Here is a 14,315-nt window from a genome sequence, read left to right as displayed (position 1 = left end):
CTACTATACTGAACTTTATCTCTTGACTTCAACCTCTAAAAAGCTCTACCTTTGCAAAAAATAAAAATATGAGTGATACAGTACTTTGTCCAAAATGCAGTTCTGAGTTTACCTACCCAAGCGATAATTTGATGGTATGTTCCCAGTGTTTCTACGAATGGGATCCTGCAGAGGTTGCTTCTGAAGCGGCAAACGAAGGAAAGATATTGGATTCGAATGGAAATGAACTTCAGGATGGGGATTCTGTAGTGGTAGTAAAAGATCTTCCTGTAAAAGGAGCTCCAAAACCGGTAAAAGCGGGGACTAAAGTGAAAAATATCCGTCTTAGACCAGGAAGCGATCATAATATTGACTGTAAAATTGATGGTTTCGGGGCAATGGCTCTTAAGTCAGAGTTTGTAAAGAAAGCGTAAGAAAACTGTGTTTTTTTATGGCCTAAAAATAAGAAAAGGAAAAAATTGGACAGTGTAATCTTTCATAAGACTTAATTGCAAGATTGCTAATGTCCGTCTGGAAGGCAGAAAGAGAAATAACCAAAAATTTCCTTATACTTTGGAAGTACAAATGTAAGAAAAAGTTTTATAACAGATTCTTATGTTTGTATTTTTTTTGTTGATAAGTATAAGTGAATGTATACGTTATGTGTAGAATAACGAAAAGGTATAATGGTGAAATTGATGATGATTTACCTTGGTGTTTTACCCTTTTGTACTCTAGTTTTTAGGTAAACGAAATGTTTACAAATCCTGATATTTTCTCATCAGTATACATTAAAAGTTCCTTTCCTTTTACGCTCAATTTATTCCAATAATAATTTCCTGCAAATCTGCTTTCCAGAACTTCGGCTTCAAGACCCGTTTCGGTGATTTTTATTTCTTTGGGATAGTAGGAAAATTTGGAAAGCTGGAAATCTTCAGCTTCACTGAAAATATTCACTTCTCCAAATAATTTTGCCACATAAGAATTATAAGGATTTCTGTAGGTCTCCTCCGGACTGTCATTCTGAATCAGTCTTCCATCCTGCAAAATGACAATCTGATCCAGCCATGGCATGATATCCTGAAGTTCATGAGTGGAAATAATTAAAGAAACTCCATGCTGCTTCACATATCTGAAAAGTCTTTCTCTGAGCTCAATTTTTCTCGGAAAATCCAGATTACTGAAAGGTTCATCTAAAATCAGGAGCTTTGGAAGCACAGACAGGGCTCTGGCAATAGCTACCCGCTGCTGTTGTCCGCCACTTAAATATTTAGGAAGTACATGCGCAAATTCCTGAAGTCCTACCACCTCAAGAAGTTCTGTTACCGTTTCTTTTTTTTGTTTTAAATTGATATTTGAAATAAATTTCCCTACGTTTTCAGCAACTGTAGCATAAGGCATAAGATCAAAATTCTGGGCTACGAATTTCATTTCGGGCTCTCCGGGAACAAGATTTCCTTTGGGGCCTAAAAGCTTTGTACCGTTAAAAATAATTTCTCCGCTTTCCCAATCCAGAAGACCATAAATCAGGTTGAGAAGAGTAGATTTTCCACATCCACTTTCTCCGGCAAGAGCTATAATTCTGTTTTCTTCAAACCTTAGGTTAAGGTTCTGAAACAGGGGATTTTCTTTGTTGTGAGAGAAAAATAAATTGTTTATTTCTAATAGCATATTACAAATGTAAGGTTTTTATGAAAACACAATTTTTTTTATTATATTAGCGGAACTAATAAAAATAAATCAAAAATGAGAAAAAAACTGTTTTCGATAGCTATTCCTGCATTATTTGTTGCTGCTGTAATGGTTTCTTGTAAAAAAGATAAACCGCTGACCAGTGAGAGTAATGAGGTGACGACTACTAAAGAAGGTAGCCAGTTCACTTTGGATACGCTAAACAGTAAGGTTGAATGGAAGGGATATAAAGTATTTAAATCTGAAAATACGAGCCATTTTGGAACTATCAGGTTTGAAAGTGGAGATGTGACGGTGAAAGACGGAAAACTGGAAAGCGGAAAATTCGTTGCTGATATGAACTCTTTAACTTCTGTGGATTTGAAAGACAGCCCGGAAGATTTAGGAAAATTAAATGGCCACCTGAAGAGCGGTGATTTCTTTGAAGTTGAAAAATTCCCAACAGCTTCTTATGAGATTACAAAGGTTACTCCAGCTACAGAAGGTGATTATAATACTCTTTTGGATGGTAATTTAACCATTAAAGGAATTACAAAACCTGTTCAGTTTAAAGCTAATGTTTCTGTAAAAGATGGAGAGGTAAGTGTAGCTACTGAGCCGAAAGATATCAAGAGAGAAGAGTTTGGGGTAAAGTTCCAGGCTCCTGCTGAAAACGGCGTGATTAAAGACGAGGTGACTCTTCAGATCAGCGTTAAAGCTTTAGAAAAGAAATAATTTTTTTATTTAAGTGAAATAAGTGATTGAAGTCTGCCTCCCGAAAAAGAGGCAGATTTTTTTATGACGGACTTAATATTCAACTTAAAAGTCGTATTTTTGCAAAACATTTTGAAAGGGTAAAATAATGATAGAAAAGATAGAAGAACTACTGGTCGAAGTAAACGGCTTCAATGCTACCTCTAAGGAAGATATCGAAAACTTCCGAATCAAGTACAACGGTAAAAAAGGGGTTCTGAATGATTTTTTTGAAAAATTTAAAGAAGTTCCTAACGACCAAAAGAAAGAATTCGGACAAAAGATCAATACTTTGAAACAGGCAGTGGCTGTAAAACTGGAGGATTTGAAAAATGCTTCAACATCTTCTGTGGTACTAGAAAAAGAAGATCTTACAAGACCTGCTTTTCCATTGGAATTGGGATCCAGACATCCAATCAATCTGGTAAAAAACAGAATTATTGAAATCTTTAAATCGATTGGCTTTGCCGTAGCAGATGGTCCTGAGATTGAAGATGACTGGCATAACTTTACGGCGCTTAACCTTCCGGAATACCACCCGGCAAGAGATATGCAGGATACGTTCTTCATTGAGCAGAATCCAGATATTCTTTTAAGAACACATACTTCTTCTGTACAAACCCGTTATATGGAAGAAAATCAACCGCCAATCAGAATTTTATCTCCGGGAAGAGTGTTCAGAAATGAGGCAATCTCTTCACGTTCTCACTGTATTTTCCATCAGATTGAAGGATTATATATTGATGAGAATGTAAGCTTTGCAGACTTAAAGCAAACGATTCAGTTCTTTACGACAGAGCTTTTCGGAAAATCTAAAATCAGAATGAGACCTTCTTTCTTCCCGTTCACAGAGCCAAGTGCTGAAATTGATGTGTATTGGGGATTAAACTCTGAAACGGATTACAGAATCACAAAAGGAACAGGATGGTTGGAAATCATGGGATGTGGAATGGTAGATCCTGCTGTACTGAAAAATGTGAATATCGATTCTGAGAAATATTCAGGATATGCATTCGGAATGGGAATTGAAAGAATTACGATGCTTCTTTACCAGATGAGTGACATCAGAATGTTCTTTGAAAATGATATCAGAACACTGGAACAGTTCAAAACATTATAAAAAATCAAACCTCCGGAGCTCCGGAGGTTTTTTGTTTTTAATTACTGACCTAAGAAACAAAACGTAACTAAAAACTGATCTTATTGAAAATTTACACGTGTCTGTTTCTTATGCCCATACTTCGGCAAAATTGAAGTATTGACATGCTGCAGCTTCATTATTGCTGCCTCTATAATAAAGACAACGGGTGTTAAGGATTTATTACATTTAGAAATAAAAAAAGCCTGTAAATGTTACAGGCTTGTATCTTTAAAAAAACGGATGATTGTTATTTACTGAACTTTAAAGGATATTTTACATTCTTGTAATCATCAATGCTTGCTTTCAATGCGCCTACTGCCAGTTCCGCCTTCAATAGCATAGGAACATGGTTCGCATCATTGGAAACCCACATCGTTACTCCTTCTTTTTCTTTAAATACTCTTCCGCTCTTCACAGATGGAATAATCTTCAAACAATTAATCGTACCGAATTTTGTTTTTAAATTTTCTGTCCCCACTACTTTAAGCTGGAAAGGAAACATTTCATCATCAATCCATACATTCATATTGATGATGGTTCCCACCTTCAATTCGTCCGGGCTTTTACTTCTCAAATAATAAAAGCATGAAAGCATATCCTGAACGCCTTTCACAGATTTTAAAACTTTAGAACCATTGGCCGGAGTTTTTTTATCTGTTAAAATCAACGTGTTATTATCATGATTGAAAACGGTTTCAAAATGCTGGCGGTAGCTTCCTTCACGTACATTTCTGACATAGAAGCTTGGTAACCCTGTCTGCGTATTGATGAAGCTTTCATATAAATCTTCCACTTTGAAGAATGCTTTTACGGCACCTGTCGTTTCTCCGGTTCCTTTTACATAGAGATGGGGTGCTCCTTTGTAAGTGGTCTGTTTTGTAGTAAGATTCGCTGTTCCTGCATTAAGGAAGCCGTAGTGGATCCTGAGAGTGATGGATTCGCCGTCCGCGATATTATCAATCTGGGCTGAACCTAAAAAGAATATAAATACTGCAAAAAGGTTTAAAATTTTCTTCATAACAAGACATTTACAAAAACATTGCCAAATTTAAAATCTTAAATGATAGATATTTGACAAATCTCAGGTTTTTATTTAGAATCAATTAAATATGCTTCGCATTAAAATTAGTAAATTTGCAGTTACATGTATAATTAAATTATCTTAAAGATTATGATAACCACTGATATATTGATCATAGGTGCGGGACCTACAGGACTTTTTGCAGTTTTTGAAGCTGGTTTATTAAAAATGAAGTGTCATATTATTGACGCACTTCCACAGCCGGGAGGGCAGCTGGCAGAACTTTATCCTAAAAAACCTATCTTCGATATCCCAGGTTATCCTTCAGTGAATGCTGGAGAATTGGTGGATAATTTGATGGAGCAGATCAAACAGTTTCAGCCTGGATTTACTTTAGGGGAAACCGCAGTTTCTTATACAAAGGTTGATGATGAATGGTTTGAGGTGATTACTAACAAAGGAACGGTTCACAGATGTAAAGCGATTGCTATTGCAGGGGGATTGGGAACTTTTGAACCTAGAAAACCTACTTTTGATAATCTTGCTGATTATGAAGAAAAAGGGCTTGAATATTTTGTGAAAGAGCCTGAGCATTTCAGAAACAAAAAAGTAGTAATCGCCGGAGGAGGAGATTCTGCACTGGACTGGAGTGTTTTCCTTTCTAATGTTGCAAGTGAAGTGACTTTGATTCACAGAAGAAATGAGTTCAGAGGAGCTTTGGATTCTGTAGAAAAAGTTCAGGATCTGAAAAACCAGGGGAAAATTAAATTAATTACGCCTGCTGAAGTTACCGGTATTAAAGGTGACGGAAAAGTAGAAGCTATCACTGTAGAAGTGGAAGGGCAGGAAGCTTATGATATTGAGACAGACTATTTCATTCCTTTATTCGGATTGACTCCAAAATTGGGTGAGATCGGAAACTGGGGATTAAATATCGAGAAAAATGCAATCGTTGTAAATAACGCTTTGGATTATCAAACTAACATTGACGGAATCTACGCAATTGGAGATATCAATACTTATCCTGGAAAACTGAAGTTGATCCTTTGTGGTTTCCACGAGGCTACTTTGATGTGTCAGAGTGTGTATAACAGACTCAATCCTGGTAAAAAATTCGTATTAAAATATACAACCGTAAGTGGTGTTGACGGATTTGATGGAAGCCGTAAAGAAGCAGAGAAGGCAGTTGTGAAAAAAATTGACTAATTTTGCAGAATTATGTCAGATGTTAATATTAAAATCACCGACAGAGAAGGTGTAATCCACGATGTCGTAGCTCCTACGGATATGTCCATGAACCTAATGGAAATTATCCGTTCCTATGAATTGGCAGAAGAAGGTACTATTGGTGTATGCGGAGGAATGGCGATGTGTGCTTCATGCCAGGTATATGTAATTAATGATCCCGGTTTGGAACCGATGGGAGATGAAGAAGATGCTATGCTTGCTGAAGCTTTCCACGTGAAAGACAACAGCAGATTAGGATGCCAGTTGCATATTGCTGATGCCATGGAAGGGCTCGAAGTGGAAATTGCTCCTTATCCTTAGAAAATATTTTTTAATCTTAATAAGAAACCCGTCCGAATTTTTCGGACGGGTTTTGTTTTTTATAAAGTTTTACCATTTATATCTCCTCCTTAGAAATCCACTTTCCAACCGTAGGAGCCTGATAATTTCTCATTTTTTCTAAAAGCTCATCGATAGTATCACTGATCAACAGCATGTCTCTGTTCACCTGCTTTAAGAATCCTTTATCCACCATGGTTTGAACCAGCTTGATCAGATCGTCATAAAATCCGTCAATATTCAAAATTCCGATCGGTTTTTTATGAAGTCCAAGCTGTGCCCATGTGATCATTTCAAAGAATTCTTCCAATGTTCCGTAGCCACCGGGAAGAACGATAACCCCATCACAAAGTTCATTCATTTTGGTTTTTCTTTCGTGCATGGTTTCCACAATGATAAGGTCGGTCAGGTTTTTATGGGCAATTTCTTTGGTTTGTAAAAAGTGGGGAAGGACTCCAATGACCTTACCTCCCTCTGTTAATGAACCATCTGCTATAGTTCCCATCAGGCCGACATTGGCACCCCCATAAATGAGTTGTATATTTTGTTTTGCTAAGGTCTGTCCAAGCAAAAATGCCTGCTCTTCATAAATTTTATCTGTTCCGAAACTTGAGCCACAGAATACGGTTATGCTTTTCATTGTATAAGGTTTTTTATGGTTTGGATGCTTTGACAGGCTCAGCATGACACAGCTAAAAATTCATCTCTAAAAAAAAGCATTAGTATTAGAGATGTCATGCTGAGCCTGTCGAAGCATCTTTATCATTAAATAAAAATATTTAGATTAAAACTAAAAATATCCAAAATCATAAGACTTTGGATATTTAATATTAGTTTATTCTATTTTGGTTATTTCCCAGGTGCCTTTCACTGCAAAAAGAAGATGAAATAATCTGTTGATGAAATCAGCTCCTTTAAATTTCCAATGTCCGGAATAAGAATTTTTAAGGTTTGAAATGCCAGTATAATAAATGGGTTTATGTTTCTCGTATTCATTTTCTATCCTTTTCCCATTCATAGACACTGTTGTTTTTATAGGCATTTGTTTAATGAATTCTATGTTTTTATCATTAATCTTTCCTGTAATAGTTCCTACACCTCTGGTTCCATAATCGTGATCATCATCCTGTACTGTTCCTATAAAATTTTCACCATCAAACTCTGTTATTTTTAATAAGAATTCAATTTCCTTATCATATAACTCAGAGTTTCGTCTAACACTATATTTATATTTTCCTTTCCAGGTTCCAATCATAACTTTTAATCTGTTTATTTCTGAGGAATATTCGCTAAAATATCTTTCAGGAAGCTCCAGAATTTTTGTGCTGAAGGGATGTTGGCTCTCTCATCAGGTGAATGTGCACCCCTAATGGTTGGTCCAAAGCTTACCATTTCCATTTCTGGATAGTTGGCACCAATGATTCCACATTCAAGACCTGCGTGGCAAGCTACCACATGAGGTTTTTCATTGAACTTGTCTGTATAAAGCTTCTCCATCAACTGTACAATTTCTGAACCTGGTTTGGGTTTCCATCCCGGATATGATCCGCTGAATTCAACATTCATTCCAGCTAATTCCGCTACAGATTTCAATTGCTCTGCCACTGAATATTTAGAAGAATCTACAGAAGATCTTGTAAGGTTTAAAATCTTAAGTTCTCCACCTTTCAGTTCTACTCTGGCTACGTTGTTGGAAGCTTCTACAAGATCAGCCACATCCGGGCTCATTCTGTATACTCCGTTATGAAGAGCTTTTAAAGTAAGGATCACTTTTTTAGAATCTCCTTCTGAAATCGCTTTGTCAGAAGAGGTAGAATTCTCAATATTGATTTGAAGTCCCGGTTCTACCGTAGCAAATTCTTCTAAGATATCTTTTTTAAGAGCAGTTACATTCTCAATAAATTCCTGAGCGTTTCTCACAGAAATTAGAGCAGCACCTTCTCTTGGAATTGCATTTCTCAAACCTCCGCTATCAATAGAAACCAATTCAATATTCTGATTTTCTAAACCTCTGTAAAGAAGTCTTCCTAAAATAATATTGGCGTTTCCGAAACCTTTATGAATATCCATTCCGGAGTGTCCACCCTGAAGTCCTTTTACTTCAATTCTTACAATTTGTCCTTTTGAAGCTTCTGTGGCATAAGTTCGAGTGATGGTTACATCTACACCTCCTGCACAGCCGATATCAATTTCATCATCTTCTTCAGTGTCAAGGTTCAATAGAATTTGTCCTGTCAGTTGTCCTGGTTTTAATCCTAAAGCACCAGTCATTCCTGTCTCTTCATCAATGGTAAAAAGAGCTTCCAGTGCAGGGTGTGGAATATCCGAGCTTTCAAGAATAGACATGATTGTTGCTACTCCTAAACCGTTATCAGCACCTAAAGTAGTTCCTTTTGCCTTTACCCAGTCACCATCAATTTCCATTTTAATTCCTTCCGTTTCAAAATCGAAATTAACGTCATTGTTTTTCTGACAAACCATATCAAGGTGCGATTGAAGCACAATCGATTTACGGTTTTCCATTCCTGCTGTGGCAGGTTTCTTAATAATAACGTTTCCTACTTCATCTACCGTAGTTTCCAGTCCTAAATTTTCACCAAATCCTTTGATAAAAGCGATTACTTTCTCTTCTTTTTTTGAAGGTCTTGGAACAGCATTTAATTTGGAGAAATTTTTCCAGATAATCTGCGGTTCTATATTAGATAATTCCATTGAAATTTATTTTTCTCAAATTTACAAAATAAAAAATGCTTCTGTGAGATACAGAAGCATTTTTGTGTGATTTCGCTTTTATTAACATCCGCATTCTCCATAGATCGGAGTTGTGAAAATGGTACCATCCGGTTTTTCAATCGTCAGAGTACCCTCGAATAATAGAGCTTCTTCACCTTTTATTTTTTTACCTTTTACAGAAATCTTATAATTATCATTTTCTATTTCTTTGGTAAGCAATTCATCTACTTCCATGTCACTTGATGAAATAAGATTCAGAGCCAGTCTTTTGCCATCCAGCATCATATAAGCTGTTTTTCCTGCGTCATCAGCATAGATGTATCTTTCGTTTTCAAAATCAGTTTTGCTTACTGCAAAATAGCAGGAACATTCTTTGATTTCTTTAGGAAACGGAATGGTTCCCACCAGGATATTTCCTGAAGAAGGACCAATAGAAGCAGTATCTTTTGTAACATGTAAAGAATCGGCAGGAGCAGAGCCTGAAGCCGTATCTTTTTCCTTTTTACACGCTACCAATAGAAATGCGGAAAATAAAATGATTAAATATTTCATGTGTTTGTGGTTTTATTATTTGTTTATCCTCTTGCTCTTTCAAGAAGTGTCATCATTAATAAAGAAAGGATTACCAGGCTTTCTTCTTCGTCATCAATGTCGATCAGCCTGTCCAGCTGGAATCTTCTTCCAAAGAATGAAGGCATTTTTTTCAGCTTGAAGTAAGCCTTTCCGTCAATACCTGTTACCGTATATGATGGATTCAGAAAATATCCTGTGAACATTCCGATGATAGGAAGTTCTCCTACAAAGCTGTCCCCAGAATCTTACCCATGCACTGTCTTCCTGAACCTTAAACTTAGGCTGATCATGAGCATCCAGAATATCATAACTCGCTTTCCAGATAGAACGCATTCCTTTTCTGGCTAATCTGCCGAAGTTTTTATTGTCAATAAGATCATTCAAAGAATACGAAGCATTGAAATCAATCCATTTATTTGCTCTGATTCTGAAAAGTTCTTTAGACTTGCTTTCATCATTGAAAACGACAACATCTTCTTTTAACTTGAACATTTTCTGACGAACATACGCTACATAATTACCGTTTTTGTCAGTAATGTTAAAGTCACTTGCTAAAGTAGTGATTTTGAATTTGAAATCCAGAGGATAATTAAGATTGTTAAGTACCATGTTAGTTTATTTTTTTCATATTTAATTTAAGCCGCAAATATAAAGGTTTTTTCCAGAGTTCTCGGCGATGGGAGAAATTTAAAATATCATAATGGGACATTAGTCTCATGGTCAATTGTCAATTTTTGCTGCGCAAAGTCAATAGTCAATAATCACTTTATACAAATTCACAAACGAAGTGAATTGACCATTCACGATTCACTATTAATTATCAACTTTAATCCTTATTTTTGTATCTATGGATTACCCTAGTAAAGTGTTGGCAAAGGCAGTCGATGAGATTTCAGGATTGCCCGGAATTGGTAGGAAAACGGCCTTGAGGTTAGCATTACATTTATTGAAGCAACCCAATTCCAGAGCTGTAAGTCTTGGAAACTCCCTGATTAATCTTGTCAACGAAATAAAGTACTGTAAAGAATGTCATAATTTCTCAGATTTTGAAATCTGTGAAATATGCAGCAATGAAAAAAGAAATGGTGAACTGATCTGTATCGTTGAAGATGTGCGTGATGTAATTGCTATTGAAAATACAGGGAAGTACACAGGGAAATATCTGATTCTTGGCGGAAAAATCTCTCCGATGGAAGGAATAGGGCCTGGACAGTTAAATATCCCAAGTATTGAGAAGAAGCTGAATGATGGAAAGGTGAAGGAATTTATTTTTGCATTGAGCGCCACCATGGAAGGAGATACCACCGCGTATTATATTTATAAGAAATTTAAAAATTTCAATGTAAATTTTTCAAGCATTGCAAGAGGAATTTCAGTAGGGGATGAATTGGAATATGCTGATGAAATTTCTTTAGGAAGATCTATTATCAACAGGTTGCCATACAACGAAAAAGACTAATATGAAGCTGTCTGTTATCATCGTTAATTATAATGTGACCCAATTGCTCAGAAGCTGTCTCGTATCTCTTCAGAAATACGTACAGGAGATAGAATATGAAGTTATTGTCATTGATAATGCTTCTACGGATAGTTCTTGGGGAGATCTTATTCCGGAATTTTCCAATGTACATTTTATCTCTTCTGAAACGAATGGCGGTTTTTCAAAAGCTAATAACCAGGCTATAAAAAAGGCAAAAGGAGAATATGTATTGCTTTTGAATCCTGATACTGAATTTGAAGGGTTTTATATGAAAGAACTTCTGGATTTTGCAGACTTACAGCCTTCTTTCGGATGTCTTGGAGTGAGAATGCATGATACACAAAGGAATTTTCTTCCTGAAAGTAAGCGTTCGGTTCCGGATATGTTCAATTCTTTTGAAAAGCTGTTTACCAATTTTAAAAAAAACAGCTCCAAATCCTATTACAGAGACGATATAGAAGAAGATGCTGTTGCAGAAGTGGAAGTGATTACCGGAGCATTTTTATTGGCTAAAAAAGAAGTTTATGAGAGAATAGGAGGGCTTGATGAAGCTTACTTCATGTATGGTGAAGATATTGATCTCTGTTATACGTTTTTAAGAAACGGATATAAGAACTTCTATTACGGGAAAGTTTCTATTCTTCATCACAAGGGTGAAAGCACGGTTAAAGATGAGGTATACCTCAATAGATTTTATGGAGCCATGCAGATCTTTATTGATAAATATTATAAAGAATCAAAACCTGTGCAGTATTCATTTTTAAAGGCAGGGTTGAAGCTCCGCCATCAGATTGAAAAGATCAAGTTAAAATAAAAAAGCAACTCAATTTGAGTTGCTTTTTTTGTATGTAAGATAATGTTCTTTTTATTTTGCCGGAGCAGCAGGAGTCTGTGCCGGAGTTGTTGTAGAAGAAGCAGGTGCTGACTGTTTTGCCGGAGCTTCTTTCTTTGCTGGCTGTTGTGTAGGAAGTGCCTGAGATGGCTTACCTGTAATAACAACGCTTAAAAGGATAAGAACGATGATAGTTCCGCCTAAAGTCCATGTTGCTTTTTCCATGAAATCATTGGTTCTTTGTACCCCGAACTGTGCTGATGATGCACCTCCGAATGTACTGGAAAGGCCTCCTCCTTTTGGATTTTGTGCCATAACGATAATTACCAATAAAACGCTGGCAACCATAACAAGAACCATCAATAGTGTAAATATAGTATCCATTAATTCTGATATCTTTTTGAATGGGCAAATTTAATCTTTTTTTACTGAATGACAAAAAAAGATGTCGCCAAATGTTGATAAAAATAAAAACGGCAACAATTGTTGCCGTTTTTTCTATAAAAATAGGATGTTATTATTTAAAATCAGCATCAGTAGCCTTATTGATCTCATAAGACTTCACGGCCATAGTCATATCCATTCCCATTTGGCTTACAGAGATGGTGTAAGGCATTTTCACCCCGTTTACCTCTTTGTAATTAGAAAATGTTGTTGGAATAGTCATTTCCTGACCTTTAGCCTTTACCTTTTTGGTTTCTCCGGTTTTTAATCCAGTTGCAACACTGTAGTAATAGGTAGTATCTCCGCCTTTAATTGCATAAGAATCTTCACCGCCGATTTTTTCAATTCCGCCTAATTTATAATCAGCAGATTTGGCGAAACCTAATTCTTCGAAGAGTTCAGGATTCTTTTGTTTTTCAGCAACTTCTTCCGGTGTAATGTCCACTTTTTGGCCCATTTGCATTGAGTAGCCCGTCTTTCCGTCGAATACCTGCTTCTGAACAACCTGTCCCATTGCTGTTACTGTAGTAAGCTCCTTTCCACCTTGTGCCCTAACGATTTTAAAATCGATGCTTTGTCCTTGCATAGACATGGACGCATTTGTTGTATAAGAAGTGATTTTTGCCAGATTAGCTTTTCCTCCGATAGCATTGATGTATTTGTCAACTACAGAAGCTACTGTTACGTTCGCATCTACTTTTTGTACCGTTGGCTTTGCTGCTGGGTTAGCTTCTTTATCGAAATATTTTACAGGATAACCTAGTTTTTCAAGACCTTCAGAAATATCAGATGCTTTACCAGCGATGAAAATTCTGCTTTGGTTCGGTAAAATAGTAGCTTTTACTGCATTGGAAACATCTGCTGCAGTTACTTTATCAATAGATTTTAAGTAATTGGTATAGAAATCAGCAGGCAGATCCTGAACTTTTTGATTTAAAGCAAATCTTGCGATCGTTGCTGGCTGCTCTAAAGACATGATGAAAGATCCTTTCAGTTTAGCCTTCGCATTAGCCAGCTCTTCAGGTTTTACTGTAGAAATAGCATTAAGCTCATTCATGAATTCTTTAACCGCTTTGTCGGTAACTTCATTTCTTACACTTGCGCTGGCAGAGAATTCCGGAGAGTATTTGCTGGCAACCATATTGGAGTAAGCCCCATACGTAAATCCGTTTTTCTCACGAAGGTTCATGAAAAGTCTTGCTTCACCACCTCCACCAAGGATATAGTTGGCAATGGTAGCCGGGAAGTAGTTGGCATCTTTCATTTTCAGGGTGTTCAGGTTGTTTAATGAAACAACAGACTGTACGGCTGAAGGAACGTCCACTACATTGATCTCTGTTTTAGCAACATTCGAAGCCGGCTCTAATTGAGCGATAGGAGTGTTTGCTTTTTTCCAGCCGCTGAAAGCTTTTTCGATCAAAGGTTTTACCTGGTCAAATTTTACATCTCCAACGATTACTAAGTAAGCATTATCCGGAGCGTAGTATTTTTTATAGATATTTTGAACGTCAGCTAACTGAATTTTGTTGATTGATTCAACGGTTTCAAACTCACCTCTTGAAGTATTTTTTCCGTACATTAAAGCTTTAGAAACTTTTTGTGCGATAGAAGAAGCATTTTTTTCTTCAGATTTTAATCCTTCAACAGCTCTTTCTTTAGAGTTTTGGATTTCTTCAGCAGAGAATTTAGGATTAATGATCGCATCAGCCATCAAATTCAAAATTTCAGGGAAATATTTTGAAAGAGAATTGGCAGAAGCTCCTCCCGAAGAAAAATTAAGATTTGCTCCAAGGTAGTCTACTTTTTTGTTGAAATCATCTTTGCTGATGTTGGTGGTTCCGTTTTCGAACTGTTCAGCCATAATTTCGCTTACTCCGGTTACAGCTCCCTCATGGTATGGAGGTCTGTCCATAGAAAGGCTTGCACTTACTCTTGGCAGTTTGTTGTTCTCTACTACCATTACCGTAAGACCGTTGCTTAGCTGGAAAGTTTTTGGCTTCGCTATGTTAATCGCAGGAGTAGGCCCTGGTTTTGGCATGGCATTAAGATCTATTTTTTGTGCTGAAACCATTCCTGTAAAGAAAAACGCTGCAGCTATATATGTTAATTGCTTTTTCATTTG

Annotated in this window: 17 protein-coding genes; 7 read left to right on the top strand and 10 right to left on the bottom strand. The window is 36.6% G+C overall.

The window, feature by feature from the left end; genetic code table 11:
- Positions 1 to 68 precede the first annotated feature (68 nt).
- Positions 69 to 413, top strand: a complete 345-nt coding sequence (locus tag CQ022_RS21420; RefSeq protein ID WP_105684500.1) for a zinc ribbon domain-containing protein YjdM — start codon at positions 69 to 71, stop codon at positions 411 to 413.
- Between the two features lie 307 nt (positions 414 to 720).
- On the opposite strand, the gene CQ022_RS21415 is transcribed toward CQ022_RS21420, so the two are convergent.
- The gene (locus tag CQ022_RS21415) at positions 721 to 1,650 is read right to left on the bottom strand and encodes a sulfate/molybdate ABC transporter ATP-binding protein (RefSeq protein WP_105684499.1); all 930 of its coding nucleotides are present in this window, start codon (positions 1,648 to 1,650) and stop codon (positions 721 to 723) included.
- Between the two features lie 75 nt (positions 1,651 to 1,725).
- On the opposite strand from CQ022_RS21415, the gene CQ022_RS21410 reads away from it, so the two are divergent.
- Together CQ022_RS21410 and pheS are read left to right on the top strand one after the other, a co-directional pair.
- Complete coding sequence (locus CQ022_RS21410) at positions 1,726 to 2,385, top strand: YceI family protein (RefSeq protein ID WP_105684498.1); 660 nt, start codon at positions 1,726 to 1,728, stop codon at positions 2,383 to 2,385.
- A 127-nt stretch (positions 2,386 to 2,512) separates the two neighbouring features.
- A complete protein-coding gene (gene pheS / locus CQ022_RS21405; RefSeq protein WP_105684497.1) occupies positions 2,513 to 3,523 on the top strand; it encodes a phenylalanine--tRNA ligase subunit alpha in 1,011 nt (336 codons plus the stop codon).
- Between the two features lie 268 nt (positions 3,524 to 3,791).
- On the opposite strand, the gene CQ022_RS21400 is transcribed toward pheS, so the two are convergent.
- Positions 3,792 to 4,562 carry a DUF3108 domain-containing protein gene (locus tag CQ022_RS21400; RefSeq protein WP_105684496.1) on the bottom strand — a complete coding sequence of 257 codons (771 nt, stop codon included), beginning with the start codon at positions 4,560 to 4,562 and terminating at the stop codon, positions 3,792 to 3,794.
- 153 nt (positions 4,563 to 4,715) lie between these two features.
- Here CQ022_RS21400 and CQ022_RS21395 point away from each other — a divergent pair, with 153 nt between their 5' ends.
- Both CQ022_RS21395 and CQ022_RS21390 read left to right on the top strand, forming a co-directional pair.
- A complete protein-coding gene (locus tag CQ022_RS21395; protein ID WP_034697025.1) occupies positions 4,716 to 5,771 on the top strand; it encodes an NAD(P)/FAD-dependent oxidoreductase in 1,056 nt (351 codons plus the stop codon).
- Positions 5,772 to 5,783: 12 nt separating this feature from the next.
- Positions 5,784 to 6,113: a 2Fe-2S iron-sulfur cluster-binding protein gene (locus CQ022_RS21390; RefSeq protein WP_076356547.1), complete on the top strand. Its 330-nt coding sequence runs from the start codon at positions 5,784 to 5,786 to the stop codon at positions 6,111 to 6,113.
- Between the two features lie 76 nt (positions 6,114 to 6,189).
- Here the strand turns inward: CQ022_RS21390 and CQ022_RS21385 are convergent, their stop codons facing one another.
- The 6 genes from CQ022_RS21385 to CQ022_RS21365 all read right to left on the bottom strand — a co-directional run bounded on the left by CQ022_RS21385 (position 6,190) and on the right by CQ022_RS21365 (position 10,046).
- Positions 6,190 to 6,771: a TIGR00730 family Rossman fold protein gene (locus CQ022_RS21385; RefSeq protein ID WP_105684561.1), complete on the bottom strand. Its 582-nt coding sequence runs from the start codon at positions 6,769 to 6,771 to the stop codon at positions 6,190 to 6,192.
- Between the two features lie 195 nt (positions 6,772 to 6,966).
- Positions 6,967 to 7,386: a hypothetical protein gene (locus CQ022_RS21380; protein ID WP_105684495.1), complete on the bottom strand. Its 420-nt coding sequence runs from the start codon at positions 7,384 to 7,386 to the stop codon at positions 6,967 to 6,969.
- 14 nt (positions 7,387 to 7,400) lie between these two features.
- Positions 7,401 to 8,843, bottom strand: coding sequence for an aminoacyl-histidine dipeptidase (locus tag CQ022_RS21375; protein ID WP_105684494.1), 1,443 nt, complete (start codon positions 8,841 to 8,843; stop codon positions 7,401 to 7,403).
- An 81-nt stretch (positions 8,844 to 8,924) separates the two neighbouring features.
- The gene (locus CQ022_RS21370; RefSeq protein ID WP_105684493.1) at positions 8,925 to 9,416 is read right to left on the bottom strand and encodes a hypothetical protein; all 492 of its coding nucleotides are present in this window, start codon (positions 9,414 to 9,416) and stop codon (positions 8,925 to 8,927) included.
- 23 nt (positions 9,417 to 9,439) lie between these two features.
- Positions 9,440 to 9,562: a hypothetical protein gene (locus tag CQ022_RS23290; RefSeq protein ID WP_262483584.1), complete on the bottom strand. Its 123-nt coding sequence runs from the start codon at positions 9,560 to 9,562 to the stop codon at positions 9,440 to 9,442.
- Between the two features lie 28 nt (positions 9,563 to 9,590).
- Positions 9,591 to 10,046 carry a hypothetical protein gene (locus CQ022_RS21365; RefSeq protein WP_228421848.1) on the bottom strand — a complete coding sequence of 152 codons (456 nt, stop codon included), beginning with the start codon at positions 10,044 to 10,046 and terminating at the stop codon, positions 9,591 to 9,593.
- A 238-nt stretch (positions 10,047 to 10,284) separates the two neighbouring features.
- On the opposite strand from CQ022_RS21365, the gene recR reads away from it, so the two are divergent.
- Entirely contained in the window at positions 10,285 to 10,896 is a 612-nt protein-coding gene (recR, locus tag CQ022_RS21360; RefSeq protein ID WP_105684492.1) for a recombination mediator RecR, read from the top strand.
- Between the two features lies 1 nt (position 10,897).
- Entirely contained in the window at positions 10,898 to 11,731 is an 834-nt protein-coding gene (locus CQ022_RS21355; RefSeq protein WP_105684491.1) for a glycosyltransferase family 2 protein, read from the top strand.
- 51 nt (positions 11,732 to 11,782) lie between these two features.
- On the opposite strand, the gene secG is transcribed toward CQ022_RS21355, so the two are convergent.
- Both secG and CQ022_RS21345 read right to left on the bottom strand, forming a co-directional pair.
- Positions 11,783 to 12,133 (bottom strand): preprotein translocase subunit SecG, encoded by a 351-nt coding sequence (gene secG, locus CQ022_RS21350; protein WP_105684490.1) that lies wholly within the window; start codon positions 12,131 to 12,133, stop codon positions 11,783 to 11,785.
- Positions 12,134 to 12,266: 133 nt separating this feature from the next.
- Positions 12,267 to 14,312: a M16 family metallopeptidase gene (locus CQ022_RS21345; RefSeq protein ID WP_105684489.1), complete on the bottom strand. Its 2,046-nt coding sequence runs from the start codon at positions 14,310 to 14,312 to the stop codon at positions 12,267 to 12,269.
- Between the last annotated feature and the right edge of the window lie 3 nt (positions 14,313 to 14,315).

This window comes from Chryseobacterium culicis (genome assembly GCF_002979755.1).
GTDB lineage: Bacteria > Bacteroidota > Bacteroidia > Flavobacteriales > Weeksellaceae > Chryseobacterium > Chryseobacterium culicis_A.
This window is presented reverse-complemented; position numbering and strand designations above follow the sequence as displayed.